A 24,767-nucleotide genomic window follows, 5' to 3' on the forward strand; every position below is an offset into this window, starting at 1 on the left:
CCGCCGTACTACGTCTTAGCGGTGGCGTTGGCCCGAGCGCGGCGTGTCGCGCCGGCCAGCGCCTGCGCCGTCGCCGCGGGGTTTGCCGCCGAGCAACGCCCCGGCGTTCGACGGCGCATTGCGCTGACCATTCGAATGCGCGGGACGCGGCGCGTCGGCCTTGCGAGGCGCGTTCGGATTGCCGTTCGGCTTCGCCGCCATCGGCTTTTGCGAGCGCGAGTCACGCGAGCCATTGCCATTGCCGCCGCCGTTCCCGCCCGCCGGCTTCGCACCGTTCGAACCGGCGCCTTCGCGGCGCGGCGCACCCTGACGCGGCGAACGCTGACCGCCGCCGCCACCCTGGCTGCGTCGCTGGATCGGTTCCGGCTTCGCGCTCGGGTCCGGTTCGAAGCCCACGATGATTTCCTGCGGAATCGGACGCTTGATGAGCCGCTCGATGTCCTTCAGCAACTGATGCTCGTCGACGCAAACCAGCGACACCGCTTCGCCCGTCGCCCCAGCGCGGCCGGTACGGCCGATCCGGTGCACATAGTCTTCCGGCACATTCGGCAAGTCGTAGTTCACGACGTGCGGCAGTTGATCGATATCGATGCCGCGTGCCGCGATATCGGTGGCGACCAGCACCTGCAACGTCTCGCTCTTGAACTCCGCGAGCGCGCGCGTGCGTGCCGACTGGCTCTTGTTGCCGTGAATCGCGAGCGCGCTGATGCCGTCCTTGCCGAGTTGCTCGGCAAGGCGGTTCGCGCCGTGCTTCGTGCGCGTGAAGACGAGCACCTGAAACCAGTTGTGCTGCTTGATCAGATGCGTGAGCAGTTCGCGCTTCTTGTCGCGATCGACCGGGTGGATCTTCTGTTCGATGCGCTCGGCCGTCGTATTGCGGCGGGCGACTTCGATCAGCGCCGGCGAATCGAGCAGGTTGTCGGCGAGCGTCTTGATTTCGTCGGAGAAGGTGGCCGAGAAGAGCAGGTTCTGGCGCTTCGGCGGCAGCTTCGCGAGGACGCGCTTGATGTCGTGGATGAAACCCATGTCGAGCATGCGGTCGGCTTCGTCGAGCACGAGAATCTCGAGATGCGACACGTCGATGGTCTTTTGCTGCATGTGATCGAGCAGACGGCCGGGCGTTGCCACGACGATATCGACACCGCGCTTCAACGCGTCGATCTGCGGATTGATGCCGACGCCGCCGAACATCACGGTCGACTTCAGTTTCATGTACTTGCCGTAGGCGCGCACGCTTTCCTCGACCTGCGCGGCGAGTTCGCGCGTCGGCGTGAGGATCAGCGCGCGCACGTGGCGCTTCGCACCGGCGGCGGGCGGTGCCATTTGCGACAGGCGCTGCAGAATCGGCAGAGTGAAGCCGGCGGTCTTGCCGGTGCCGGTTTGCGCGCCGGCGAGCAGGTCGCCGCCATTCAGGACGGCCGGAATGGCCTGGAGTTGAATCGGCGTGGGGCTGGTGTAGCCGAGTTCATTGACGGCGCGCAGCAGGGGTTCGGAAAGTCCGAGGGAATCGAAAGACATAGATTGTTTGCAAATTCGGTATGACGACCGGCGCTGACGCTTTCGGGCCACAAATGCGGACCGTTGCGCTGGAATCAGCGCGCGTACGACGATCGAAGTAATCGGGCGGCATGGCGTCCGGTGCATTCACCGGGCGTCTGGAAAGATGCCGCGAAGATCGACGCGCTATCAAGACACGTCGACTGGCGTTAAGTTGCATCCGAAACGCCTTGATGCGTTTCGCGCGTCAGGCGTGGCCCGGGGTTGAACGTCTCAAGCGACGTAGCGGGCCACGCTGACAAATTGACACAAGCTGCCTGCCAGCACGAACAGGTGCCAGATGCCGTGGCCGTGCCGGATGCGCTCGTCGTTGATGAAAAAGTAGATACCGGCGCTATAGATCACGCCGCCCGCCACCAGCCACGCAGTGCCTGCGGGCGGCAGCGCCGAAACGAGCGGACGGACGGCTACGAGCGCGAGCCAGCCCATCAACACGTAAAGCACCATCGAAACGCTGCGGGTTCGGCGCCCGAGCGTGAGTTCCTGCACGATGCCGAAGAGCGCGAGCCCCCAGCTTACGCCGAACAGCGACCAGCCCCACGGACCACGCAAGGTGACGAGCGTGAACGGGGTGTAGCTGCCTGCGATCAGCAAGTAGATTGCCGAATGATCGCATTTTTGCAGTACCGCCTTGACCCGCGGATTGCGCGCCCAGTGATACAGCGTGGAAATGGCGTATAGCGCGAACAGCATCGCGCCATACACGGCGAAACTCACGACCTTGTACGGATCGCCTTCGAAGGAGGCCATCGTAACGAGCGCCGCCAGTCCCGCCACCGACAGCACCGTGCCGACCAGGTGACTGATGCTGTTGAAACGCTCACCAAAATGCATTTCGCTTCCCCGCGCGGCGCTCGCATGAAGCCTTGCGCGCAAGCCGCACATTCCATTACGTATAAAAGACAAGGGGCGCGGCCTTGACTTCAAAGGCTGCGCCCCAGCGTCTATTGTACGCTTTTAGCGAAGAACGTCAGTCGAGCGGGGCAGAACGCAGATTGCTGACCTGCTGCGGCGACACCGGCGTGCCGTGGTTGCCCCACGACATACGGATGTACGTCACGACGGAAGCCACTTCCGTATCCGACAGCGCCTGCGCGAACGGCGGCATGCCGTGCGGCATCGGATTGCCTTCGGTGCTCGGCGGATAGCCGCCATTCAACGTCATGCGGATCGGGTTGACGGCCGACTGCATCTGGATCGACGGGTTGTTGGCGAGCGGCGGGTAGGCCGGCGGCTTGCCGAGACCGTTCTCCGCGTGACACTTCGCGCAATTTTCCGTGTAGACCTTCTTGCCCATCTGCAGCAGTTCGGTGCCGAATTTCTCCGACGTCTCGAGTTGCAGCGTTTCCGGCGCTTCCTTCTTCTGCGGGATCGACTTGAGATACGTCGACATCGCGTTGATGTCCGCGTCGTTCATGTACTGCAGACTGTTGTGGACCACTTCCGCCATCGGACCGAACACCGCGCCGCGCTGCGACACGCCGGTCTTCAGCAGGTCGTTGATGTCCTTGATGTCCCAGTCGCCGAGGCCGGCTTCCTTGTTCGACGTGAGCGACGGCGCATACCAGTTCTGCAGCGGGATCAGGCCGCCGGCGAAGGCCGCCGAGCTGACCGGGCCGCCCATCGCATTGATCGACGTGTGGCACATGCCGCAGTGGCCCAGGCCTTCGACGAGATACGCGCCGCGGTTCCATTCGACGGACTTGGTCGGGTCCGCCTTGTATTCGCCTTCGGTGAAGAACAGCGTGCGCCAGCCGATCAGCAGGTTGCGGTTGTTGAACGGGAAGCGCAGTTCATGCGGACGGCTCGCGACCGAGACCGGCGCGACCGAGCGCAGGTACGCGTAGATCGCGTCCGAGTCGGTGCGCGTGACCTTCGTGTAGCTCGTGAACGGGAAGCCCGGATACAGCAGGCTGCCGTCCTTCGAACGGCCCGTGTGCATCGCGCGGTAGAAGTCGTCCGACGTCCACTTGCCGATGCCGAACTTGTCGTCGGGCGTGATGTTCGGCGTGAACATCGTGCCGAACGGCGTGGCCATCGGCAGGCCGCCCGCGAATTCCTTGCCGCCGCGCACCGTGTGGCAGGCGATACAGTCGCCGGCGCGGGCGAGATACTCGCCCTGCTTCACGAGCGCGACCTTGTCGGCCGGCGTCGCGGCGACCGCGCCGCCCGAATGGAGGTTGTCGCCGCCCGACCAGAGGACGGCACCGGCTGCGACGGCTGCCACGACGACAGCCGAGAGTGCGAACAGGGACTTGCGTTTCATTTTGTTGTCGCTCCTCACGCCTTATTGCGGTTCGCTGCCGCACTTGAGCGGCGTCTTCAACGAGCCAGCGGGCGCGGGCACCGGGTTGGCAGGTGCGGTTTGCGTCGAGAGCCATGCGGCGACGGCGGTGACGTCGTCGTCGGTCAGGCGGGAGGCGATCTGCTGCATGCAATCAGGCGCGATGGCGTGCCGCGTGCCCGAACGCCAGGCGCCGACCTGCGCGCTGATGTAGTCCGAATGCAGCCCGACGAGACCCGGGATGGCCGGCTGCATGCCGGTCAGCGTCTTGCCGTGACAGGCCGCGCACGCGGGAATCTGTTTCGATGCATCGCCGTTCAGCACGATTTGCTGGCCGCGCGCAAGCGTGGACGGCGACACGTTGCTCTTCGCCGGCGTCGGATACGGCGGGCGTTGCTGCGAGAAGTACGTCGCGATCTGATGAAGGTAGTCGTCGGAGAGATACGTGACGAGGTAGTTCATCGGCGGGTACTTGCGGCGCCCTTCGCGGAAGTTCTGCAACTGGTTGTACAGATAGTCGGCGGGTTTGCCGGCGAGACGCGGGAAATAGTCGTTGTCGGTGCCTTCACCATGCACGCCGTGGCATGCCGTGCAGCCTTGCACGCGCGCCGCCATCGTGTCCGGGGCGAGCGGCTGGGTTTGCGCCTGCGCGGCACTGAAAGCGCCAGCGCTGCCAATCAGTGCCAGGCCGAGCAACGAGGCGAGCAGCGGACGGAAATTGCGTCTTGGAGACACGCGACACTCCATGAAATTCGGGGACCTGCCGAGCTTCGTTCGGCTCGGTGCGAAGGTGGCGAGCTACTACCACAAAAGGCTCGACGAGCCTCTGATGCGAGCGGCATTCTATCATCGATGCCTGATGATGACTATTTGGGCTTGGCCTTTCCAGGCGGGCGTTGCGGCGTTTCCGCGACAATTTGTCACGCGATTTCGCGTCGCTGGATTGACCTGTTCAATGAACTTGTTGCGCGCTTCATGCTCGCATTGCGTCGACAAACGCTCGACTCGCGGCCGTCATGCACGCGCTCGACAAAAGTATCAAGGCGTTTCAATACGTGCATGCGGAGCGTCCGTTCGACTAGACTTCGCACGCCGTTCCACCGTACTTAAACGTTCCCTATCGTCCCTGGGTCCCTTGCATCATCCTTCCATGACGTACGTGACACATTCGCCCGACTCCCACGCTCCCCATGTTTCCCACGCTCGCACGCCGGCCGGGGAGCGCTCATGAGCCACGACCCGCTCTGGTTCGCGCAGGTCGCGCTCGCCGCGCTCGCGGACATCGCCTTTGCCGGCACGCTCGGCGCCGTTCTGATGCTTGGATGGCTGTCAAAGGAGAAGGCATTCGCGACCATCTCTCCGGCCCGCTTCGGCTGGGCACGCGCGCGGCGCGTCGGCATCGGCGGCGCGCTATTGCTGGCGCTCGCGAACCTCGTGTCGCTCTGGCTGCAGGCGGCGTCGATGAGCGGCGTGCCGGTCATGGAGGCGGGGTCATCGGTGTGGACGGTCCTCACCCAGACGCACGCCGGCATCGGCTGGGCGATCGCGCTGGCCGGCAGCCTGCTGCTCGTCCTCGCGACGGCGTCGGGTGCGCCGTTCGGCGCCGGGCGCCTCACGCTGGCCGCGCTTGGCGCGATCGTCGCGGCGGCGGGCAAGGCGTCGGTCGGTCATGCCGCCGATGCCGGCGCGTTCTCCGTCGCCGAGATCATCCAGACCGTGCACCTGCTGGCGACGGGCGTCTGGGGCGGCGTCGTCATCACGGGAGCGCTTGCGGTGCTGCCGGCGCTCGGCACGTCGCTCGCGCGCGCGTTCCTGATTCGCATCACGGGGCGCATGTCGACGGTGGCCGTCGTCGCGGTGGTGCTCGTCATCGCGACGGGTGCGTTCAACGCGTTTCGCGGGCTCGGCGGCGCGGCGGGCGTGCTGCAGGAGAGCGTCTGGGGACAGGTGCTGATCGTGAAGGCCGTGCTCGTCGGCACGGCATTGATCTTCGGCGCGCTGAACCGCTGGTCGGCCTTGCCGCGCCTGAAGCGCACGGCATCGACGGTCGATGCGCACACCGTGACCGGCGTGATGCGCGTCGAGGCGGTGCTGATGATCGGCGTGTTCGTCGCGGCTTCCGTGCTGTCGCACAGCGTGCCGGGCTTTGCGTTCGCGGGGTAGCGGGGTGCCGGTTGATGCGGGCGGCGCGCTTCTGTTCCGCAGGCAGCGCCGTGTTCAGAAGCGGTGGTTCTCCAGGTACGTTCGGACCTGAGTTGCCGCTTCGACTTGTGGCTTGCGCACGCGCGATCGTTCGTTCGCTGGATCGCTATTCGTAGCCCAGCTTGTGGCTGACGATCGGCGCGCAAAAGAGCGCAACCGCGCAGCCGGCCGCCTTGCCTTGCAGTTCGACGAGCGCGCCGTGCGACGCGTAGGCGACCCAGTCGACGAGCTGCGGCAGACAGAACACGACCGCCGCGCCGATGAAGCAGCGCGTGAGCGTCGATATACGCCAGCCGCGCTGCACGCCCACCGCCGCGCCGATCACGCGCGAGACGCCGAACAGCACCAGCGCGCCGACGGCCAATTGGGCTCGGACATACTCATCAGGGAAGGCGTGGAACATGCTCGTCTCTCGGGGCGTTTGCAAGTCATGCCAGCATAATCGCAGGTTTCCGGCCGATATGTACGACAAGACCCAGACCCAGACCCAGACCTGGACCGGCCCCGGCGGCCGCGCACGGAAGGCCGCCACCGCCCGATGAAGCCGTTCACCACTCCGCGACGCTGCCATCCGCGTGACGCCACACCGGGTTGCGCCAGCGATGGCCGATCTTCGCCATCTCGCGCACCTTCTCCTCGTTCACCTCGATGCCAAGCCCCGGTCCTTGCGGAATCGCCACCATGCCGTCGTCGTACTTGAAGACTTCCGGATTGCGGATGTAGTCGAGCAGATCGTTGCCCTTGTTGTAATGGATGCCCAGGCTCTGTTCCTGGATGAACGCGTTGTAGCTGACGGCGTCGAGCTGCAGGCAGGCCGCGAGCGCGATCGGCCCGAGCGGGCAATGCAGCGCGAGCGCGACGTCGTAGGCTTCCGCCATCGACGCGATCTTGCGGCATTCCGTAATCCCGCCCGCATGCGACGCGTCCGGCTGGATGATGTCGACGTAGCCGCCGGCGAGGATGTGCTTGAAATCCCAGCGCGAGTAGAGGCGCTCACCGAGCGCGATCGGCGTGCTCGTCTGGTTGACGATGTCGCGCAACGCTTCGACGTTCTCCGACAGGACCGGTTCCTCGATGAACATCAGCTTGAACGGATCGAGTTCCTTCGCGAGCACCTTCGCCATCGGCTTGTGCACGCGGCCATGAAAGTCCACGCCGATGCCCACGTTCGGCCCCACGGCCTCGCGCACGGCGCGCACGTTGTCGATCACGCTCTGCACGCGGTCGAAGGTGTCGATGATCTGCAATTCTTCCGAGCCGTTCATCTTCACGGCCTTGAAGCCGCGTTCGACCACCGCGCGCGCGTTATTGGCGACATCGCTCGGACGGTCGCCGCCGATCCACGAATACACCTTGATCCTGTCGCGCACCTGGCCGCCGAGCAGCGCATGGACCGGCACGCCATGATGCTTGCCCTTGATATCCCACAGCGCCTGATCCACGCCCGCGATCGCGCTCATGCCGATCGGCCCGCCGCGATAGAAGCCCGAGCGATACATGACTTGCCAGTGATCTTCGATCAGGAGCGGATCGCGGCCGACCAGATAGTCCGACAGTTCGTCGACGGCCGCCGCCACCGTATGCGCGCGCCCTTCGACGACCGGCTCGCCCCAGCCGACGATGCCTTCGTCGGTTTCGATCTTGAGGAAGCACCAGCGCGGCGGGACGATGAAGGTTTCGAGTTTGGTGATTTTCATGGGTAGCGTCTCCTGACAGGAACCGACATGCTATCAAATAATCTCGTTGTGGTCGTATTAATAGTATTATTTGAGCCGAACATTTTGGCAAAAGGAGACCGCCATCCATCACGACCTGCACGGGCGCGTCGCGTATGAACTCGGCACCGGGATCCTGCGCGGCGATTTCCCGCCCGAATCGACACTGCCGCGCGAAGCCGAACTGATGGAGCGTTTCGGCGTCAGCCGCACGGTGCTGCGCGAAGCGCTGCGCACGCTCACGTCGAAGGGGCTGGTCGGATCGCGGCCGAAGGTCGGCACGCGCGTGCGCATGCGCAGCGCGTGGAACATGCTCGATGCCGATGTCCTCGAATGGTATGCACGCGTCGCGCCGCCGCTGGAGTTCGCGCTCAAGCTCCAGGAAATGCGCGAGATGATCGAGCCGTACGCAGCCGCGCTCGCCGCTGCGAACCATCAGGCCGCGACGCTCGCGATGCTCGCCGACGCGCATCGGTCGATGGCGGAAGCGCAGAACGTCGACGAATGGGTGCGCGCCGACCTGCGGTTCCATCTCGGCGTGCTGGCCGCGTGCAGCAATGAATTGCTGATTCCGCTCGGCACGCTGATCGAGCGCACGCTCGAAGGGCAATTGCGGCTCAACGCGAAGCGCGCCGAGGTGTTCAACGCGTCGATGGCGGAACACACGGCCGTGTTCGATGCGATCGTCGCGCGTGACCAGAGCGGCGCACGGCGCGCGATGGCCCATCTGCTGGGCGTCACGCGCGAGCGGATCGAGAGTTGATCGCGCGCGCCGTCATAGCGCGTTGAGCGGAATCTTCAGATAAGTGGTGCCGTTGCCGGCCGCGTCGGGGAACTGTCCGGCGCGGATGTTCACCTGGATCGCCGGGAGGATCAGCGTCGGCATGCCGAGTGTGGCGTCGCGCGCTTCGCGCATCGCGACGAATTCGTCCTCCGTCTTGCCCGCGCCCACGTGGATGTTGTGCAGCCGTTGCGCGCCGACCGTCGTCTCCCATTGCGGGTCGCGCGAGTCGGGCGGGTAGTCGTGGCAGACGAAGAGACGCGTATCGGCGGGCAGCGTGAGCAGGCGCTGGATCGACCGGAACAGCGTGCGCGCGTTGCCGCCGGGGAAATCGCAGCGCGCCGTGCCGACGTCCGGCAGGAACAAGGTGTCGCCGATGAATACCGCATCGCCGATCCGGTACGCCATGTCGGCTGGCGTGTGGCCCGGCACGTACATCGCCGTTGCCTCGAGTGCGCCGATCCGGAACTGCTCGCCATCGCTGAAGAGGTGATCGAACTGGGAACCGTCGAGCTGAAATTCCGGTTCGAGATCGAAGATCTTCTTGAACACGCCCTGCACCGTGCGAATCGATTCGCCGATTGCGATCTTCCCGCCCAACTCGCGCTTCAGATAGGGCGCCGCCGACAGATGATCGGCGTGCGCGTGCGTCTCCAGAATCCACACGGCCTCCAGCGCCTCTTCGCGGACGAACGCCTTGACGGCATCGGCGGAGCACGTCGACGTGCGGGCGGCCTTCGGGTCGTAATCGAGCACCGAATCGACGATTGCGCAGGGCGAACCGGGCTTCTCGTACACGACGTAAGTCATCGTGCCGGTATTGAGGTCGAAGAAAGGCTGGACGGTCGGGCGCACGGTTTTTCTCCCGCGTAACAGATCGGTTGTGCTTTCGACAGTATGCCCGCGCCCAAGTCGGTTGAGTGAGTTGACTAAGCGTGCGCGACCTCCGTATCGCCGCCCTCGGGCACATCACCTCGCTCATTCCCCAGCCACGTCACCGCGCGCTTTTCGCGTTCATCGACCGTCATCCTCAGCACGTCCGGCCGCGCATAGTGCCCGACCGGATCGAAGTCGAACTTCGCGCGCACGATGTCGCCCATATCGAGATCGGCGACGAGCACCTGCTCGCCATCGAACGCTGGCGCGGCCAGGAATTCGCCCATTGGGCTCACGATGCAACTGCCGCCCCGGCACACCACTTCCGACTCCGCCATGTCGCGAAACGCCGGGTAGTCGGCGGGATAATCGCTGCGCCGCGCGAACTGGTTGCACGACAGCACGAAGCAGCGTCCTTCGAGCGCGATGTGCTGCATGCTCGCGAGCCAGCCGTCGCGCGGATCGGCGGTCGGCGCGCAGTAGATCTCGACGCCCTTGCCATAGAGCGCCGTGCGATAGAGCGGCATGTAGTTCTCCCAGCAGATCGCGGTGCCGACTCTGCCGAGCGGCGTATCGACGACCGGAATCGTCGAGCCGTCGCCGAAACCCCAGACGAGCCGTTCAGCGCCCGTCGGCATCAGCTTGCGATGCTTGGCCGCAAGCGCGCCATCGGGTGCGAACACGAGCGCCGTGCAATACAGCGTGCCGCCTTCGCGCTCGATCACGCCGATCACGAGATGCAGCGCGTGCTCGCGCGCGATGTCGCCGAGCGTTTGCGTCGCGGGCCCGGGAACGTCGATCGACGATGCCCAGTAACGCCGGTACCACTCGCGCCCTTCCTTGCCGCGCGCGCCGACGACCGTGAAAAAATCCATGCCGCGCGGATACGCCGAGACGAACGCTTCGGGAAAGAGCGCCAGTTGCGCACCGTTCGCGGCGGCTTCGTGCGCGAAATGGCGGACCTTGGCGAGCGTCGCATCGAGATCGAATGCAACCGGCGCCGCCTGCACGACGGCCACGCGCACGCGTTCGGCGGGAGTTGTCTGAGTCATCGTTCTGTTCCTCAAAGGTGTAGGGTCGGATGTCATGCGTCGTCGATGTCGCGGCCCTTGGTCTCGCGCACGAAGATCAGCCCGACGACGAAGCCGAATGCCGCGATCAGCACCGGATACCAGAGGCCGAAGTACATGTCGCCCGTGGCGGTCACGAGGCTGAAGGAGATCGTCGGCAGCAGTCCGCCGATCCAGCCGACCCCCACGTGATACGGCACCGACAACGCCGTGTAGCGGATGCGCGTCGGAAACAGTTCGACGAGCGCGGCGGCGAGCGGGCTGTAGACCATCGTCACGAGGCCGATCAAGAGCGTGAGCAGCAGGAGCGCCATCGGATAGTCGATTTGCGCGGTATCGGCGTGCGACGGATACCGTGCCGCATCGAGTGCCGCCTTGATGCGCGCGGCGTCGAAACCGTCGATGTGCGTCTCGCCGATCGTCACGCCTTCCGCCTGGTCCGCCGCGACCGGCACGTTCGTGTACGACACGCCGGCCTTCGCGAGATACGCCTTGATGCGGTCGCAATCGCTCGTGTTCTTGCGCTGGCCGAGCGGGTCGAACTGAAGGTGGCAACGGGTCGGATCGACGATCACGGTGACCGGATACGCCTTCGTCGCGGTTTCGATCGCGGGGTTGATCGAATGCGTGAGCGCCTTGAAGAGCGGCATGATCGTGAGCGCTGCGACCAGCATGCCTGCGAGCATCACCGGCTTGCGTCCGATCCGGTCGGAGAGCGCGCCGAACACGATGAACAGCGGACTGCCGATCAGGAGCGCGCCGCCGAGCAGCAGGTTCGCGATGGCCGGGTCGAGGCGCAGCGACTGCGTCATGAAATAGAGCACGTAGAACTGGCCCGTGTACCAGACGACCGTCATCCCGGCGATCATGCCGAACAGCGCGACCGCGAGCTTCGCGAGATTCCTGCGCTCGCAGAACACTTCGCGCAGCGGCGCCTTCGAGAGCTTGCCTTCGGCCTTCATGCGCGCGAACGCGGGCGACTCGTGCATCGACAGGCGAATCCACATCGATACCGCCAGCATGCCGATCGACACCCAGAACGGAATGCGCCAGCCCCAGGTTTCGAAGGCCTCGCCCATGAGCGAACGGCAGGCGAGAATCACGCCGAGCGACAGCAGCAGGCCGACGGTCGCGGTCGTCTGGATCCAGCTCGTGTAGTAGCCGCGCTGCGACGCCGGCGCGTGTTCCGCGACGTAGACCGCCGCGCCGCCGTACTCCCCGCCGAGCGCGAGCCCTTGCAGCAGGCGCGCGGTGACGAGCAGGATCGGCGCCGCGATGCCGATCGACGCGTAGTTCGGCAACACGCCGACCGCAAGCGTCGAGAGGCCCATCAGCAGCATCGTGGCGAGGAACGTGTACTTGCGCCCGATCATGTCGCCGAGGCGGCCGAAGAACACCGCGCCGAACGGCCGGACGATGAAGCCCGCCGCGAACGCGAGCAGCGCGAACACGAAGCCCGTGGTTTCGTCGACGCCCGCGAAGAACTGCCGCGAAATCGTGACGGCCAGCGAGCCGTACAGATAGAAGTCGTACCACTCGAAAATCGTTCCGAGCGACGAGGCCAGGATGACCTTGCGATCCTCCGCCGAAATGCCTTCACGCGGCCGGGCGGCGCGCGTCGTATCGATGTCCATGCCGACTGTCTCCGTGTGTGGTGTGGTCCACGCATCATTCAGGAGACCGCAATCGAGGGTCAACGGATACCCGACAATTTGCACAAAACGTTTCCAGTCGATTGATTTTGAAGAAATATTTTGTATTATGTGACCGGACAAAACGACGGAGAAACGATGGCGTCCCTGAATCAGGCACTCGAACAGGCGCTGGCCCAGATCGGCATCGACGGCAATCGCGCGCGGTTCTATCTCGCCGCGCTCGAACTGGGCGAAGCGCCCATCGCGGCGGTGTCGCATCAGGCGGGCATCGGGCGGACGAACGCGTATGAAGTCGTCGAGCGGCTGACCGCGGACGGACTCATCTCGCGCATCCAGCGCGGCGCGAAGGTGTTCGTACAGGCGCAGGACCCGTTCGTGATCCTGCGGCGAATCGAGGAGCACCGGCGCCTCGCCGCCGACCTCGTGCCGCAGTTGCGCCTCCTGCATCACCGCGCGGGCAGCAAGCCGCGCGTTCGCTATTTCGAGGGCGTCGAGGGCATCAAGGAAGTGCTCTACGACACGCTCACCTGCAAGAGCGGTGAATTGCGGGGCGTCCTGGCGATGGCCGAACTGCTGGAAACGCCGGGCGTCGACGTGATGAACAAGTACGTCGCCGCGCGAATCAAGGCGGGCCTGAGTCTGCGCGTGATCCGCTCGGTGAGCCGCGAGACGGACGCGATCTGGCCCGAGTCGCAGGCGCATCGGCGACAGTTGCGCTATGCGCCCGCGTCGCTCGACTTCGGCATGACGTCGTATATCTATGACGACAAGGTCGCGTATGTGTCGTCGCGGCGGGAGCACTTCGCGCTTTGTGTGCAGAGCGAGGAGTTCGCCGCGTTTCAGACGGCGATGTTCGAAGGGCTGTGGATGGCGGCGGGACGCGCCCCGGAAACGCCCACGTCCTGACGCGCTGGTGGGCTATGATCCCTCTCGTCTGGCGAACTTCTGAGCAAATCCGACCAATGAGCGATTCCGCGCGGCTTCTCGATATTTTGGACTACTGGCATAAGGTCGAATTCTTCATCCCTTTCGACTTGAATCAGGTGCTCGGCACGCGGGACGAATGGTCTACGAAGTGGCTTTTCGAAAGGGAGCTGCCGGCCGACCCTTCCTCGTTGTGGCAGTTATCCGTTCCACAGGACAGAGTGCTCAGCGGGTTCAAGCTGTATCTCGGCGTGTTCGAGATGGAGGCGATCGAGAAGTTTGCACAGACCTTACCCATGATGGCCGACGCCGACGCATTCGATGAAGCGGAGCGAACGGAACTGGATGGGCGGTCATGCATGGCATCGGTCAGTTTGAATGCTCATGGCGAACCGATCTTCGAAACGGTCAGCGTCTCTACCGCGCCGTGGGCGCTGGGGCAGGCCACGCGGCACGGACTGGCTGTGCTTAGCGCCGATGCGTTCGCCGAAGCGCGCGAACGTCTTGGGGAGAGGCTGCAGAATTTCCAGTCGGCCCGTCTGCGCGAGCGAGTCAGCGATGATGACGGCAATTCGCCGTTGCCATTGAGCAGGGATCAACTGCTCGATCTGCGACGATTGTTTATGGATTGGTGCGGCTACGAGCCGACCGGCGACCCGCCCGTTGCGCTGATGCAGGTGCTGACGACGCGAGCGAAAAATAACACGAAGGACGTCGGCGCGATCGACGCGTCCACGCGGGAGTCTGCCGACGCAGCGGAAGACATCGACGATGACGAGACCGACGATGAGCAAACGCCCGCCATCGATATCCTCAACAGCTTCTATATCGAGGACATCGAGCGTTGCATGACGAGCGTGCGTAACGGCGAGATACCCGTCACGCTGCGCGCCTATCTGACTCCGCTGGACGACGCACAGCGCGTCGACCTGTACACCCCGCGTGGCCGTCAGGCGATCGTCGACGCTTTGCATCCGCGCCGGTTCAACGCAGGACATTGGCTCGAGGATGCGTCGCGCAAGATGAGCCTGATGCAGCAGTTCGCGATCAACGCGGCGCTCGGCGCGCTCGAGCAAGACGGACTGTTTTCGGTCAACGGACCGCCCGGCACGGGCAAGACGACGTTGCTGCGCGATGTGATCTGCGAGAACGTGGTGCGGCGCGCCCGGCTGCTCGCGGCGCTGCCGAAAGCCGCCGATGCGCTCGCGAGCGCTGTCACGGAAGTGCAATTTCCCGGCATGAAAGAGACGGTGAAGATCCGCGCGCTGTTGCCGGAACTGACAGGATTCGAAATGGTAGTCGCATCGTCGAACAATGCGGCGGTCGAAAACATTTCGAACGATCTGCCGAAGCGCAAGCAACTCGGACAAGCATGGCGCGACATGTCCTACCTGCAGCCCGTCGCGCACAAGATCGCGGCGCAGACAGACGAGGGCAAGTTCGCGAAGCTCGAACCCGGCGATGTTCCGTGGGGACTCATTTCCTGCGTGCTTGGCCGTGCGCAGAACCGTCGGCGTTTTGCGGAACGGTTTTACTTCGGCGAATTGCCGGAGCATTTGCGCGACGATTCGGCCGCTCCCTGCCACATCCGCGACTGGGTGGCCCGATACAAAGGTGTTAACTTCGATAATGCAAAGCGTGCGTTCCTGAAGCTGGATGACGCGGTCCGCGCGGCAATCGAAGAACGAGCGCGCTATGCGGACCTGCATGCGGAACTGTCCGCCACGACCGAAAGCGAATTCACGCGGCGGGCGCAGTCGAACGTCGAAGCGGCCGAGGCGGGCGTGCGCGATGCGGCGGCCTCAAGCCGGATCGCCGACGATGACTTGCGCGAGCAAGAGGCCCGTTTGACCGAATTGCAGGAGGACGAACGCCTGATCGACCGCAGCGCGCCGGGTGTTCTCGCCAGGCTGTTTCGCACGGGCACCGCTCGGCGGCACGCGGCCGATGTGGTGGCGAACGCCCAGGCGCAGCGTGAGATTCGCGGTGGACTGTCTGATCGGCGAAAGCACGCGAAGGAGCGCGAAGGCCACTTGCGCCAGAGCCGCGCGGAACTCGATCGTGCGCGCACCGTGCTGGATGAAATGCGTGCGACGTGGACTCGCAAGCGCGCGACGCTCTCGCAGTTTCAGGAGCGCTTTGCCGATACGCCGTTGCCGGCATCGCTCGACGCATTGGAGACAGACGACGTCCAGATGCGCGGCATGTGGCAGGACGAAGGGTTCGCCCGCTTGCGTTCGCAACTCTTCGCAGCGGGATTGATGCTGCATCAGGCGTGGCTCGCCGAGGTCGCGCGCAAGGGCGGCGGTTCCGGCTTCGGCGCCAATCTGCTGGCGATCAGCAAATTGCTGAACGGCAAGTGGCCGGACAATCCCGCGCATGTGCCGCTCATCTGGCAAAGCCTGTTCATGATCGTCCCGGTGGTCTCGACGACATTTGCTTCTTTCGCGCGGCAGTTTCGCCATATGGGTCCGGGATCGATCGGCTGGCTGTTCATCGATGAAGCGGGACAGGCGGTTCCGCAAGCCGCCGTCGGCGCCTTGTGGCGTGCGAAGCGTGCGATGGTCGTCGGTGACCCGTTGCAGATCGAGCCGGTGTTCACCGTGCCAACGCGCCTGATCGACGCGCTCGCGCAGTCCTCGCCGCATACCGCGAGCGGTGACTATTCGCCGGCGCGTACCTCGGTGCAGCGCCTGGCCGACGACGCGAATCCCTATGGCACGCTGGTATCCGTCGACGCCGAACGGCCGCTATGGATCGGCAGTCCATTGCGCGTGCATCGGCGGTGCGCCGATCCGATGTTCTCGATTGCCAACCGCATCGCGTATCAGGGAAAGATGGTGTTCGGTCTGGATACGCGCGACCCGCCCGACGTCGCGCCCGGCTTCGGCAAGAGCGCCTGGGTCGATGTGCGCGGCAAGACCGAGCGCAAGCAAGCGGTGCCTCGTCAGATCGAGCTGGTGGTCGAACTGGTCGCGAAGGCCTATGCGAAGGATCGCAGCCTGCCTCCGCTCTATGTGATTTCACCGTTCAAGGCGGTCAAGGACGAACTGCGGCGCCGCTTGCTGGAGATCGACTGGCAGGCCATGACGGGCGGACGAGGGCCATCGAGGAAAGCTTGGTCGAAATGGTGCGCGGATCGCGTGGGCACGGTCCATACGTTTCAGGGCAAGGAGGAAAAGATCGTCGTCTTCGTGCTCGGCGCGGATCGCGACGGTCGCGGCGCGGCTGTGTGGGCAGCGTCGAAACCGAACCTGCTCAACGTCGCGCTGACGCGGGCGCAGCATCGTATCTATGTCATCGGCGATGCCGGGTTGTGGGGCGGGCTGCCGCACTTCGATGCCGCGTTGCCGCTGCTTGACAGGACCACCGCCGAGGCATGGCTCGACAGACTGGACGTCGCGTAGTGGCTATTTCGCGGGCGACTTGCCGAGCCGCAGCCGACATTTGCTTACAACTGTCATAACTTGCAGGTGCACGGTCGTGTCGGCAGCAGCGTTATATCGCTCAGCATCCATTGGGAGATTGCCGACATGAGCGCTTCACCGAACGTATCCGCAACGACCTCCAGCCGTATCCATCCGCTCGTCGCGGCAGCCGCTGTGGCACTTATCGTCGCGTGCGGCACGGGCGTCGCCGCGATGACCGGCCTGCTTCCGGCATCCAAGGCCGTCTCCTCGGCGGCGACCGCCTCGCCGCTGGTCGACACACAGACCACGACGCCGTCGAGCGCACGCAACGAAACCGCGCAGCAGCCGGCGCGAGTCGTATCCGTCCCGCAGCCCGCGCCGCGCCCGCATCATCGCGCCGTCGACGCACCGGGCTACGTCCCCGGCGAAGCATCGCTGACGCCGCCGACAGCCCCGGCAGCCGACCCGAACGCCGGGCAGGTCGTCGCCGTCAACGCTGTGCAGAGCGCGCAGCCGACCACCGGCCTCGGTGCGATAGGCGGCGCCGTCGTTGGCGGTCTTGCAGGCACGCAAATCGGCAACGGGCGCGGGCGGACCGCTGCCACGATCGTCGGTGCGTTGGGTGGTGGCCTCGCCGGCAATTCGATCGAGCATGCCGTGCACAAGGCGACGACCTATCAGGTGCAGGTTCGAATGACGGACGGCAGCTACCGGAATTTCACGTATCAGGCCGACCCGGGCGTCCAGGTGGGGCAGCGCGTGCGCGTGTCGGGTGAATCGCTGGTTGCGTCGTAGGTCGCGTCTTGAGGGCTGAGCCGGGCGGCGCCGTCGAGCACAATCAACGACGCCACGGCTTTGCCAGCAATACCGACGCCGGAATTACTTGCCAATGCCAAGCAACTCGACTTCGAAGGTCAGGTCGCTGTTCGGCGGAATGACGCCGACGCCTCGTTCGCCATAAGCCGTCGCGGCCGGACACGTGAGCTTCGCTTTCCCGCCTACCTTCATCTTCTGCACGCCCTGCGTCCAGCATGGAATCACGCGACCGAGAGGAAATGTCGCGGGGCCGCCGTGCTTGTCCGAACTGTCGAATTCGGTGCCGTTCGCGAGCGTGCCGCGGTAGTTGACGCGCACGACGTCATCGGCGGTCGGTTGCGGGCCCGTGCCCTGCGTGATGTGCTCGACGACGACCCCCGACGGCAGCTTTTCGGTCGTGCCCGTCGCGGCGAACGCCGTCGATGCGATGACGGACGCAGCAAGCAGCGCAATAGCAGATTTCATGCGGATTTCCTTGTTGGTGTGTGAGTTCGACATATTAGACTGTGGCGCGTGATCGGCGGATTGCGCCGTCGAGGTTCCGACAGGCGGCGTCAATTCGCGCAACCCAACTGCGTGGCGAGGTCGTTCAAGTCGGTTGCGAGGAAATCCCAGGCTTGCTCGGCGCGGAGGTCGCTTGTCTGAGCCGGACCGTGTTCGGTCGGTCTCACGATGAAGGCCGTCTTGAGCCCGCAGCCGCGTGCCGCGGCCAGGTCGCCGTTGTGCGCCGCGACCATGCAGACTTCGGCGCGATCGAGCCCGAGGATATCGACGGTGTCGGTGTACGCCGACGGCGACGGCTTGTACGCACGCACGACTTCCGCGCCAAGAATCGCGTCCCAGGGGAGCCCAGCGCGCTTCGCCATGTCCAGCATCAGCCGGATGTTGCCGTTCGAGAGCGGCGCAATCATGAAGCGGCGCTTGAGCCGCGCAAGGCCCTCGACGGAATCAGGCCACGGATCGAGCTGATGCCAGGTGAGATTCAACTCGTCGACTTCCTCCGGCGGAACTGACGTGATCCCATGGCTGGAGAGTACCTTGACGAGGTTCTCGCGATGCAGCACGTCGAGCCGCACGAACGGCCGGCGCCCGCTGCGAATTTCCTCCATCGCGGGGACATATTCGCGGCGCCAGGCATCGGCGAACTCCAACGCATCGATCGATAAGGCGTGACGGCTGAGGAACGCCTTCACGTCGCGTGCGACGCCGCTTCGCCAATCGACTACGGTACCGAATACGTCGAAGAGAAGCGCTTTTATTTTCGGGGCGTCGGTCATGTCGTCCACCTTGGGTTGTCGGCGTGATGAGGCGAGTTTAGCTTTAGCGCGGGAGGGTGCTGTATGGCTCGCCAAGCGTAAAGGAACAGGCGCGTTGAGGCCGGTGCTGACGACTTTTGTCTGAACGTTAGCCGCCGCACACTTGGCGCGGCCCAGTTCGGCAATACTGCGTCTGCGCACGAGGGAAGTTGGGCGTGAAGACCAAAAAGAAAGAGGGTGGCAGCGGGTTGAGGTGTCGGCAAAGCGCAGCGTGATGCGGCGCGAATCTTTGCCGACAGTCTAGCCAGGCGCCGTGGCCGCGAGGCCTTAGCCCCTTATAACTACAAGATTGAAAGCCGGCCTTGCGCCGGCTTTTTCTTTGGTGACTGTGGCAAATCGATGTGGCGGTGAGATCGTGGCGCGAGACCTTGGAAAGCAAAAAAGCCGCTGTCCTTTCGGAACAGCGGCTTTCTTTTGATACTGGTGGCGAATCAGGGATTCCGACAATATCCGCCGCAAACCCTTATTCCACCATGGTCTGGCCAGGCTGTAGCAGTAGTATCGGGGCAGCTCACTGTAGCAGTCAAGGGGGCATCAGTGTGCCGTGGTCGAGCATTGCCGCAAATGACGGCGTGGTGAAGAGCCACGCAAACGGAGGGTGCAGCGGCGGTAGCATTCAACGTCGAGTAGACGCGCCGGTCGGGGGTTTACACGTGCCGCGCAGTTCGGTTGGAGCCGGAGCACATCGGTTGCGGACAGTCTGACAGTTCGCTTCGATGTCAGAGGGAAGCGAATTCCTTGTCACTACACGTAGCGCGCAATACCGCGCACACGTGAGGACAAAGGACATGTTTTTTGAACCGCTCATTATCGGGGATGTGTTAGTCAGTAGCGGTCGCGTCATGCGACCAGAGGAAGTGGAGGAAAGCCTGGTGGACCGCCCCGCGGTGAGAAAGGTCGTCGGCGGCTGGTACCTGTGCGGGGATGTGCTACGAGAAATGTTCGACGCTCTCGTCGGCAAGCAAGGTGACTGCGCGATGCAAATGACCGTGTTCCGCGGAGGTTCATCTGGCAACTATGGGTTATTTGCTCAACAGATTGGCACCTTCGAACATCGCTTCCTTCTGCCGCTTTTTGAGCCGTCGGTCATTCAGTTGCTTGAATCGTTGCAGGACGAACCGGTCCAGTTGTCGCTGGGGCGGCAGGACGAGGATGCGGCTGTTCTGATTCGTCAGCAACTCCCGTGGTCCCAGGTTTCGGAGGTGCTTCGGTTCACTCAGCGCGCCAGCGACATCCGTGTCGCGGACGTGATGTCGGGCGGTCGGCGGATGCTCGACACAGCGAGGACTGCCGGCGCTTTCTCTGGTGCTCCGGGCACCAAGCGCCCGACTGCTGTGTGCGTGTCGTTCGTGTTGCCCGATGAAGCACTTACGGCCCACGTACACCTCGGAGGTGCCGCCACCAGCAAGGCAGTTCACTAAGGAAAAGGCTTGCCTGGACATACTCACCAGGGGATGGACAAACATTGATTTGGGCTCGCTGATGCGAGCCCAATGTTTTTGGAGCGACCGAAAGGAACGCCTCGCAAGACAGCGCCCAACATCAAATCGGCCGGGAACCGGCGATTGTCAGATGTGAAAAGAGCGGCACCTGATGCGCGACTCTTCGACCAGTCAGAGGCTATCTTTCACTCCCAAGGGAAGTAGATGTACTTGTTTCGCTCCCGCAAATCCTTCTTGAAGCTCTTCGGAGCAGGCTCGGAGGCAGAGACCTTGACAAGCTCTTTCGGAAGGTGGTGCAACGCCGTCCTAAAGTGAATCTCGGCGTACGGGTCAATCGGCGACGGATTCGCGAAATCAAAACTTGAGAACGTCGCGAAGCCGCTCATGAACTCTCCCATCTCCTCGTCTTCCATGATGTCACCGAGTGGGTCAAGGTCGCCGGTCTCGACCGGGAAAGAGATACCGAGCGAGCCCAACGCAGTTTTCACCGTGAGGTCGTATTCGTCCATCGCGAAGATTGCTGCGGCGATGGTGGCTGGATGAGTCGTGGCCAGCAGGCGTCGTTCGCCGCGGTAAAGGTCTCCGATGTGGACACCTTGGGTATTTTTGTAAAAGGTCAGCGTAAGCATGTTCAACTTAAAAAAACGCCGCCGCCGGTCGGGGTGGCGGCAGCTGGCACTCAAAAAGCGGACACGCGTGCTGCGTGGGCCCGCTGCGTCGAGTTCCTCTGGGCGTTCTAGGCGGCGCGCTTCTTTTGCTCAAGCGCCTCGTGAACGAGCGCTGTGGTGTCGTGAAGGAATTTCGCGACATCCTGCAAGTCGCCTTCATCGACCAGGCCCTCTGCTGCTGCAAGCATGGCTTTCAACGACTCTTTCTCTTTGTCGTCCAATCGGTATTTCTCTCGTGTCATCGGATAGTCCTCGTGTCCATCGGGTTTCCCGGGTCGCGGCACCTTTGCCGGCACCCCGATTAACGGCGTCACTTTCGAATTCTTTAATCTTGTCTCAAGCGATGCATTGCGCTGCCGTAAACACGGGTTCTTCGTGCATATGTGAAACAGGAACAAGCAATGAGCGAACTTAAACAACAAGAGTTTTGGCTGGAAGGTACGGCCGCTGCCCGTGTCGTCGTTAGCCCGGGCTCGGCGGCGGAGCACAAACTCTTCGACCTCGATTCGGCCCCCGTGATTGTCGAACACGAATTCACGCTGCCCACCTATGTGAAAGAAAATTTGTCGGAGAATAGCCAATTCGAGTATGTCGAAGGCGCAACCGTTCAGGAACTCGTCAACCAAGGCAACCAGTACGACCCGCGCACGAGCGGCTACCTCGGGCCGGTGTCTGACTTCATGCGCGTCTATCGGGACGTCGAGGCAGACGAACACTTCGTGCTGTGGCAACTCTTCTCGTCCGAACAGGCGCTTCTCGAGCAAGACGAATACTGGGCCGCTGACAATCTGCCCCGCGATTGACGTCCCGGCTGTCGCCAAGAGCCGCGTCATAGAGCGCGGCTCTTACCGCCGCTGTTTTTGCGAGACCTTCATGTACTCCCGCATCGCTGCTGCTCGCCGTTCCTCCGTCGCGGCGATGTACGCATCCGCTTCCGCGTCATCGAAAAGCACCTTGCCGTCCGGCCCTCTCGATGCTCGCAAATCGCCGCGCGCGACAAGTTTAAGTAAATATGGCCGCGAAACGTTCAGTCGGCGTGCCAGTTCAGGGAGTGTCATACCCGCGACCTCGGACAAGACGGCCGATTGCGTGTCCGATGGCCGCTGCACACACAGGTAACGCGAGCAGCAGCCAGTTTTCACGCAACACTTGCAGCAAATCGATGTGATGCATCCGGGCCTCCTTGCGCTACCAGTCGAGCAGGGTGCGGAGTCGGCGGATGAGCCAATCCATTTCCACGACCGACACCCAATCTTTTGTTTGCGTGCCTCGGCGTACACGCTGCAGCGTCTCATCGCGTGAGTGCTCGGGAAACTTGGCTGCGTCTTTGTGCACAACGGCGATGAGTTGCTGCGCCAGGTCCTCGCAAATGGCCCACCTTCCGTAGCGTTCTTCGGAGGTCAATCCGACGACGAACTTGCCGTCAATCATTCGGCCGGCAAGCTTTGGCTGTGTGCCGGAGAGAGAAGCTGGCGTCGTGTCCCACGGAAAGTCGTCAGGAGCTTGTTGAGTCATGGTCGTCGTTCTGGCATGGAAGGCCGGCGACAAAGCCGCGGCATCGTCAGGCGGCAGCCCGGCGAGAAAATACCGCGAGCGGTTGACACGTAGTCGTACCAGCTGGGAGCAGGCGTAGGGGCGAGGTCGTACCGCGGCAAATCGCGGCTGACCACGCTCGGGCATGCACCGCGGTGCGTGATGATGACGTCATAGCGATTGCGCATCACGCCGTCGCACATCACAAAAATCGTCATTGCAGGGCCGACGCGAGGGTAAGGCCCGGGCGGATACACGTGCTGAAGTGCTCGCGCTATGCCTTCAAATATTGTCTCGTGACCGAGGTAATGAGCGCAGCCAGTGCAGACGAGTGGCAGCGGTGGCTGGTCGTGCTTAAGGTACTCGCCCGCGTGCACATCGACGACTACCGTGTGCAGGTTCGGCCTCATGCGAGGATATCCACGATTTTGCGGGCAATAGTGACGACGTCATCCCCAACGACGAACGGCACTGGCTCGAGGTCGCGCCGCGGCTGCGTGCTCAGCACGCTTGCATGCGCAAAGCCAGACTTGCACAAGACGTCTACCCGCAACGTCGACAAAATGCGGCTGTTGGAAGTTGACGTTTCATGCACAAAAATCGTAAAGATGGCGCCGACAGGAAAAGGGCCGCGAGGGGTGGGGTGCTGTAGTGCAAGCCGTGCGCGCTGCCAAGTCGTCGCGTTGACAACGAGTGACACGCCTTCGCAGACCAGCGGCAAGCTGTCGCCGCTGCAGTCACCGAGATACACGTACACGTCCGTCTGTATGTCGTTAGGCATATAAGTGCTCTGCACGCTCCTCATTAGCAAACTCGCGCGCATTGTGATACCTCGCGCCCGGCTCAGCGCCTGCATTGCGGAAATCTCGCCGAGCGATGCGCGCCGACTAGCGGGCGGGTCCCACCGTAGCCATCCGGCATCGGCTTTAGCTGCCTGCATAGCCTCGACAGATGCGACAGCTGCGCAGGAGGCAGGCCGACCAGTACAATGGGGTAATACTGTTTGGGTGCAACATCAACACTGAATACGTGCCCGCGTAGCTCTTGGCGCCTTAGCTCTAGGCGAGAGATGCCCCAGCGTCGACAGAAAGCACATGCTGACAGAAGGTCGCCCCGACACGCGGCAAGGCGGCGCCACCGGCGCGACTCGCGATAGAAGGCCGTCAAAGCTACGCATCTTCACCGCGCCCCCGCCAAAAAATCCAACCAGTCCCACGCGTACGCGCAGTCCATCGGTTGCGCGTCGTCTTCAATTAACGGGCGTGTGGAGTACGCCATATTCTTTTGGAAGAACGTCCGCGCGGGTTCAGGTATCTCACGCATGCGCACATACCGCAGGCCATCACTATCGTGCACCGGCACCTCTGGTAGTAGCGGACGGAGTGGCAGCTCTTCTCGGCTGCCGTTGAGCGCAGCGGCGATGCATCTACCCACAAGGTCCCACACGCTCGCCGACCACCGTGGATATTCTCGCACGGTCGCAGTGTTGCCCACGTCCCCGAGCAATGCCTCGTGCAGGTCCACTTCGTAGTCGGCATGGGCGCCACTTTTTATGCGCGCAATGTCTGCAGTCGCGAGCACACGGCGACCACTCTCTCGGCCACCCGGCCACAACTCAATTGTCACTCTTAGCATGCGCCTTTCTCCTGTGCCGCTTCGTGAACACGCTCTGCTAGCGCGACGGCTTCGATTGGTGACATAGGCAATGGCGGCAGGGGCGCCGTGTGCAACGCCCAATCGCACAGCTTGCCCGCAAGCGCGGCGTACTCCCCGGGTAGATTCATCGCCGCCAGCGCATGTGCGACAAGGCTCTCTGCGAACTTCTCGCCGCTGTCTGCGGACATGTCCTGGGGGTCAACGAGTTGCACACATGCGGTGTACAAAGCGTCAAAAGCTGCGCGAACGCGTGAGGACGCAGTAAGCGAATGGTCGCTGGCATCCCGCATAAAAGCGTCATACATGGCTTGCCTACTAATTCGCGTTAAAGGATGAATACACTCGCCACCAGTCGCGGCCATGCCTTTCTCAGCCTTGAGGGCACGATGAAAGGGGCGTCGGGCAACGCACCGTCCTCGATTTCGGCTTGGGTTGGCTCCGAGTGTTGCCATAGGTCGCGCTCTAACAGAACGTGCTCGTAAAGCAGCGCCCAGCGGCCGCGAAGTACCTCCGGTGAACAACTGGCCACCTGGGCGAAGAGGTCGGCGGACTGTACAGACCAGGGCGCCGCACCCTCTGGATGGTCGTCGGCGATTAGGCTGGCAACGGCGCGGTCCAGCCACTCGCGCAAACTTATGTTGTTCTTTTGCGCTGAAAGCACAGCTGCCGCCATTACTGCTGGCGACATGTGAAGAACGGTCCGTACCCCGGCCGATTCTGTGTCCAGGCAGGTTGCATTCATTAGATGGTCTCCATTTTTTGGCGTTGACGAAATGAAGGATGGATGGGTATTCCGGGGCATCGTGACCGACGATTCCGGACGAACGTGACCGGCCATTCCGGTTCATCGTGACCGCCCTTT

At 63.3% G+C, this 24,767-nt stretch carries 27 protein-coding genes; 7 read left to right on the forward strand and 20 right to left on the reverse strand.

Going from position 1 to position 24,767, the window contains the following annotated elements:
- Nucleotides 1-15 precede the first annotated feature (15 nt).
- From AWB68_RS32570 to AWB68_RS32585, 4 genes are all read right to left on the reverse strand, one after another.
- Entirely contained in the window at nucleotides 16-1,518 is a 1,503-nt protein-coding gene (locus AWB68_RS32570; RefSeq protein ID WP_087648418.1) for a DEAD/DEAH box helicase, read from the reverse strand.
- Nucleotides 1,519-1,770: 252 nt separating this feature from the next.
- Entirely contained in the window at nucleotides 1,771-2,391 is a 621-nt protein-coding gene (trhA, locus tag AWB68_RS32575; protein ID WP_087648440.1) for a PAQR family membrane homeostasis protein TrhA, read from the reverse strand.
- Between the two features lie 136 nt (nucleotides 2,392-2,527).
- Nucleotides 2,528-3,823, reverse strand: a complete 1,296-nt coding sequence (locus tag AWB68_RS32580; RefSeq protein WP_087648419.1) for a c-type cytochrome — start codon at nucleotides 3,821-3,823, stop codon at nucleotides 2,528-2,530.
- A 21-nt stretch (nucleotides 3,824-3,844) separates the two neighbouring features.
- Nucleotides 3,845-4,588 carry a c-type cytochrome gene (locus tag AWB68_RS32585; protein WP_087648420.1) on the reverse strand — a complete coding sequence of 248 codons (744 nt, stop codon included), beginning with the start codon at nucleotides 4,586-4,588 and terminating at the stop codon, nucleotides 3,845-3,847.
- A gap of 480 nt (nucleotides 4,589-5,068) precedes the next feature.
- Here AWB68_RS32585 and AWB68_RS32590 point away from each other — a divergent pair, with 480 nt between their 5' ends.
- Nucleotides 5,069-6,004, forward strand: a complete 936-nt coding sequence (locus AWB68_RS32590) for a CopD family protein (RefSeq protein WP_087648421.1) — start codon at nucleotides 5,069-5,071, stop codon at nucleotides 6,002-6,004.
- 145 nt (nucleotides 6,005-6,149) lie between these two features.
- Here the strand turns inward: AWB68_RS32590 and AWB68_RS32595 are convergent, their stop codons facing one another.
- Together AWB68_RS32595 and dgoD are read right to left on the reverse strand one after the other, a co-directional pair.
- The gene (locus AWB68_RS32595; protein WP_087648422.1) at nucleotides 6,150-6,446 is read right to left on the reverse strand and encodes a hypothetical protein; all 297 of its coding nucleotides are present in this window, start codon (nucleotides 6,444-6,446) and stop codon (nucleotides 6,150-6,152) included.
- Between the two features lie 145 nt (nucleotides 6,447-6,591).
- A complete protein-coding gene (gene dgoD / locus AWB68_RS32600; protein WP_087648423.1) occupies nucleotides 6,592-7,740 on the reverse strand; it encodes a galactonate dehydratase in 1,149 nt (382 codons plus the stop codon).
- A gap of 70 nt (nucleotides 7,741-7,810) precedes the next feature.
- Here dgoD and AWB68_RS32605 point away from each other — a divergent pair, with 70 nt between their 5' ends.
- Nucleotides 7,811-8,521, forward strand: a complete 711-nt coding sequence (locus AWB68_RS32605) for a FadR/GntR family transcriptional regulator (protein ID WP_087648424.1) — start codon at nucleotides 7,811-7,813, stop codon at nucleotides 8,519-8,521.
- Between the two features lie 12 nt (nucleotides 8,522-8,533).
- Here AWB68_RS32605 and AWB68_RS32610 read toward each other — a convergent pair whose 3' ends face one another.
- The 3 genes from AWB68_RS32610 to AWB68_RS32620 all read right to left on the reverse strand — a co-directional run bounded on the left by AWB68_RS32610 (nucleotide 8,534) and on the right by AWB68_RS32620 (nucleotide 12,119).
- Nucleotides 8,534-9,394: an MBL fold metallo-hydrolase gene (locus tag AWB68_RS32610; RefSeq protein ID WP_087648425.1), complete on the reverse strand. Its 861-nt coding sequence runs from the start codon at nucleotides 9,392-9,394 to the stop codon at nucleotides 8,534-8,536.
- Between the two features lie 74 nt (nucleotides 9,395-9,468).
- Nucleotides 9,469-10,467, reverse strand: coding sequence for a nitrilase-related carbon-nitrogen hydrolase (locus AWB68_RS32615; RefSeq protein WP_087648426.1), 999 nt, complete (start codon nucleotides 10,465-10,467; stop codon nucleotides 9,469-9,471).
- A gap of 32 nt (nucleotides 10,468-10,499) precedes the next feature.
- Nucleotides 10,500-12,119 carry an MFS transporter gene (locus AWB68_RS32620; protein ID WP_087648427.1) on the reverse strand — a complete coding sequence of 540 codons (1,620 nt, stop codon included), beginning with the start codon at nucleotides 12,117-12,119 and terminating at the stop codon, nucleotides 10,500-10,502.
- Nucleotides 12,120-12,275: 156 nt separating this feature from the next.
- Between AWB68_RS32620 and AWB68_RS32625 the strand changes: the two genes are divergently transcribed.
- From AWB68_RS32625 to AWB68_RS32635, 3 genes are all read left to right on the forward strand, one after another.
- A complete protein-coding gene (locus AWB68_RS32625) occupies nucleotides 12,276-13,046 on the forward strand; it encodes a TrmB family transcriptional regulator (protein WP_087648428.1) in 771 nt (256 codons plus the stop codon).
- Between the two features lie 56 nt (nucleotides 13,047-13,102).
- Entirely contained in the window at nucleotides 13,103-16,471 is a 3,369-nt protein-coding gene (locus AWB68_RS32630; RefSeq protein WP_235028614.1) for a DEAD/DEAH box helicase, read from the forward strand.
- A 126-nt stretch (nucleotides 16,472-16,597) separates the two neighbouring features.
- Nucleotides 16,598-17,269, forward strand: coding sequence for a glycine zipper 2TM domain-containing protein (locus AWB68_RS32635; protein WP_087648429.1), 672 nt, complete (start codon nucleotides 16,598-16,600; stop codon nucleotides 17,267-17,269).
- An 84-nt stretch (nucleotides 17,270-17,353) separates the two neighbouring features.
- Here AWB68_RS32635 and AWB68_RS32640 read toward each other — a convergent pair whose 3' ends face one another.
- Both AWB68_RS32640 and AWB68_RS32645 read right to left on the reverse strand, forming a co-directional pair.
- Nucleotides 17,354-17,755: an FKBP-type peptidyl-prolyl cis-trans isomerase gene (locus AWB68_RS32640; RefSeq protein WP_087648430.1), complete on the reverse strand. Its 402-nt coding sequence runs from the start codon at nucleotides 17,753-17,755 to the stop codon at nucleotides 17,354-17,356.
- Nucleotides 17,756-17,844: 89 nt separating this feature from the next.
- Nucleotides 17,845-18,567 carry a haloacid dehalogenase type II gene (locus AWB68_RS32645; RefSeq protein ID WP_087648431.1) on the reverse strand — a complete coding sequence of 241 codons (723 nt, stop codon included), beginning with the start codon at nucleotides 18,565-18,567 and terminating at the stop codon, nucleotides 17,845-17,847.
- Nucleotides 18,568-19,394: 827 nt separating this feature from the next.
- Here AWB68_RS32645 and AWB68_RS32650 point away from each other — a divergent pair.
- Nucleotides 19,395-20,027 carry a hypothetical protein gene (locus AWB68_RS32650; protein ID WP_087648432.1) on the forward strand — a complete coding sequence of 211 codons (633 nt, stop codon included), beginning with the start codon at nucleotides 19,395-19,397 and terminating at the stop codon, nucleotides 20,025-20,027.
- 206 nt (nucleotides 20,028-20,233) lie between these two features.
- On the opposite strand, the gene AWB68_RS32655 is transcribed toward AWB68_RS32650, so the two are convergent.
- Together AWB68_RS32655 and AWB68_RS48435 are read right to left on the reverse strand one after the other, a co-directional pair.
- Nucleotides 20,234-20,677 (reverse strand): hypothetical protein, encoded by a 444-nt coding sequence (locus AWB68_RS32655; protein ID WP_087648433.1) that lies wholly within the window; start codon nucleotides 20,675-20,677, stop codon nucleotides 20,234-20,236.
- Between the two features lie 107 nt (nucleotides 20,678-20,784).
- A complete protein-coding gene (locus tag AWB68_RS48435; RefSeq protein ID WP_160110107.1) occupies nucleotides 20,785-20,958 on the reverse strand; it encodes a hypothetical protein in 174 nt (57 codons plus the stop codon).
- A 159-nt stretch (nucleotides 20,959-21,117) separates the two neighbouring features.
- Between AWB68_RS48435 and AWB68_RS32660 the strand changes: the two genes are divergently transcribed.
- Nucleotides 21,118-21,519, forward strand: coding sequence for a hypothetical protein (locus tag AWB68_RS32660; RefSeq protein ID WP_087648434.1), 402 nt, complete (start codon nucleotides 21,118-21,120; stop codon nucleotides 21,517-21,519).
- Between the two features lie 42 nt (nucleotides 21,520-21,561).
- Here AWB68_RS32660 and AWB68_RS52010 read toward each other — a convergent pair whose 3' ends face one another.
- The 7 genes from AWB68_RS52010 to AWB68_RS32685 all read right to left on the reverse strand — a co-directional run bounded on the left by AWB68_RS52010 (nucleotide 21,562) and on the right by AWB68_RS32685 (nucleotide 24,647).
- A complete protein-coding gene (locus AWB68_RS52010; protein WP_510183577.1) occupies nucleotides 21,562-21,774 on the reverse strand; it encodes an excisionase family DNA-binding protein in 213 nt (70 codons plus the stop codon).
- The gene (locus tag AWB68_RS50900; protein WP_268810954.1) at nucleotides 21,761-21,889 is read right to left on the reverse strand and encodes a hypothetical protein; all 129 of its coding nucleotides are present in this window, start codon (nucleotides 21,887-21,889) and stop codon (nucleotides 21,761-21,763) included. The genes AWB68_RS52010 and AWB68_RS50900 overlap by 14 nt, the downstream gene beginning before the upstream one ends.
- A 15-nt stretch (nucleotides 21,890-21,904) precedes the next feature.
- Nucleotides 21,905-22,231, reverse strand: coding sequence for a hypothetical protein (locus tag AWB68_RS32665; protein WP_087648435.1), 327 nt, complete (start codon nucleotides 22,229-22,231; stop codon nucleotides 21,905-21,907).
- 424 nt (nucleotides 22,232-22,655) lie between these two features.
- A complete protein-coding gene (locus AWB68_RS47090) occupies nucleotides 22,656-23,000 on the reverse strand; it encodes a hypothetical protein (protein ID WP_125483110.1) in 345 nt (114 codons plus the stop codon).
- A 428-nt stretch (nucleotides 23,001-23,428) separates the two neighbouring features.
- The gene (locus AWB68_RS32675; RefSeq protein WP_087648437.1) at nucleotides 23,429-23,884 is read right to left on the reverse strand and encodes a hypothetical protein; all 456 of its coding nucleotides are present in this window, start codon (nucleotides 23,882-23,884) and stop codon (nucleotides 23,429-23,431) included.
- Nucleotides 23,878-24,210 (reverse strand): hypothetical protein, encoded by a 333-nt coding sequence (locus tag AWB68_RS32680; protein WP_087648438.1) that lies wholly within the window; start codon nucleotides 24,208-24,210, stop codon nucleotides 23,878-23,880. Before AWB68_RS32680 ends, AWB68_RS32675 begins: the two co-directional genes overlap by 7 nt.
- A 20-nt stretch (nucleotides 24,211-24,230) precedes the next feature.
- A complete protein-coding gene (locus AWB68_RS32685; RefSeq protein WP_087648439.1) occupies nucleotides 24,231-24,647 on the reverse strand; it encodes a hypothetical protein in 417 nt (138 codons plus the stop codon).
- Between the last annotated feature and the right edge of the window lie 120 nt (nucleotides 24,648-24,767).

Source organism: Caballeronia choica (genome assembly GCF_001544535.1).
GTDB classification, from domain to species: domain Bacteria; phylum Pseudomonadota; class Gammaproteobacteria; order Burkholderiales; family Burkholderiaceae; genus Caballeronia; species Caballeronia choica.

Coding starts and splice junctions, on each gene's coding strand:
- AWB68_RS32570 (WP_087648418.1), bottom strand. CDS start 1,518: ATGTCTTTCGATTCCCTCGGACTTTCCGAACCCCTGCTGCGCGCCGTC.
- trhA (WP_087648440.1), bottom strand. CDS start 2,391: ATGCATTTTGGTGAGCGTTTCAACAGCATCAGTCACCTGGTCGGCACG.
- AWB68_RS32580 (WP_087648419.1), bottom strand. CDS start 3,823: ATGAAACGCAAGTCCCTGTTCGCACTCTCGGCTGTCGTCGTGGCAGCC.
- AWB68_RS32585 (WP_087648420.1), bottom strand. CDS start 4,588: ATGGAGTGTCGCGTGTCTCCAAGACGCAATTTCCGTCCGCTGCTCGCC.
- AWB68_RS32590 (WP_087648421.1), top strand. CDS start 5,069: ATGAGCCACGACCCGCTCTGGTTCGCGCAGGTCGCGCTCGCCGCGCTC.
- AWB68_RS32595 (WP_087648422.1), bottom strand. CDS start 6,446: ATGTTCCACGCCTTCCCTGATGAGTATGTCCGAGCCCAATTGGCCGTC.
- dgoD (WP_087648423.1), bottom strand. CDS start 7,740: ATGAAAATCACCAAACTCGAAACCTTCATCGTCCCGCCGCGCTGGTGC.
- AWB68_RS32615 (WP_087648426.1), bottom strand. CDS start 10,467: ATGACTCAGACAACTCCCGCCGAACGCGTGCGCGTGGCCGTCGTGCAG.
- AWB68_RS32620 (WP_087648427.1), bottom strand. CDS start 12,119: ATGGACATCGATACGACGCGCGCCGCCCGGCCGCGTGAAGGCATTTCG.
- AWB68_RS32625 (WP_087648428.1), top strand. CDS start 12,276: ATGGCGTCCCTGAATCAGGCACTCGAACAGGCGCTGGCCCAGATCGGC.
- AWB68_RS32630 (WP_235028614.1), top strand. CDS start 13,103: ATGAGCGATTCCGCGCGGCTTCTCGATATTTTGGACTACTGGCATAAG.
- AWB68_RS32635 (WP_087648429.1), top strand. CDS start 16,598: ATGAGCGCTTCACCGAACGTATCCGCAACGACCTCCAGCCGTATCCAT.
- AWB68_RS32640 (WP_087648430.1), bottom strand. CDS start 17,755: ATGAAATCTGCTATTGCGCTGCTTGCTGCGTCCGTCATCGCATCGACG.
- AWB68_RS32645 (WP_087648431.1), bottom strand. CDS start 18,567: ATGACCGACGCCCCGAAAATAAAAGCGCTTCTCTTCGACGTATTCGGT.
- AWB68_RS32650 (WP_087648432.1), top strand. CDS start 19,395: ATGTTTTTTGAACCGCTCATTATCGGGGATGTGTTAGTCAGTAGCGGT.
- AWB68_RS32655 (WP_087648433.1), bottom strand. CDS start 20,677: ATGCTTACGCTGACCTTTTACAAAAATACCCAAGGTGTCCACATCGGA.
- AWB68_RS48435 (WP_160110107.1), bottom strand. CDS start 20,958: ATGACACGAGAGAAATACCGATTGGACGACAAAGAGAAAGAGTCGTTG.
- AWB68_RS32660 (WP_087648434.1), top strand. CDS start 21,118: ATGAGCGAACTTAAACAACAAGAGTTTTGGCTGGAAGGTACGGCCGCT.
- AWB68_RS52010 (WP_510183577.1), bottom strand. CDS start 21,774: ATGACACTCCCTGAACTGGCACGCCGACTGAACGTTTCGCGGCCATAT.
- AWB68_RS50900 (WP_268810954.1), bottom strand. CDS start 21,889: ATGCATCACATCGATTTGCTGCAAGTGTTGCGTGAAAACTGGCTGCTG.
- AWB68_RS32665 (WP_087648435.1), bottom strand. CDS start 22,231: ATGACTCAACAAGCTCCTGACGACTTTCCGTGGGACACGACGCCAGCT.
- AWB68_RS32675 (WP_087648437.1), bottom strand. CDS start 23,884: ATGCTAAGAGTGACAATTGAGTTGTGGCCGGGTGGCCGAGAGAGTGGT.
- AWB68_RS32680 (WP_087648438.1), bottom strand. CDS start 24,210: ATGTATGACGCTTTTATGCGGGATGCCAGCGACCATTCGCTTACTGCG.
- AWB68_RS32685 (WP_087648439.1), bottom strand. CDS start 24,647: ATGAATGCAACCTGCCTGGACACAGAATCGGCCGGGGTACGGACCGTT.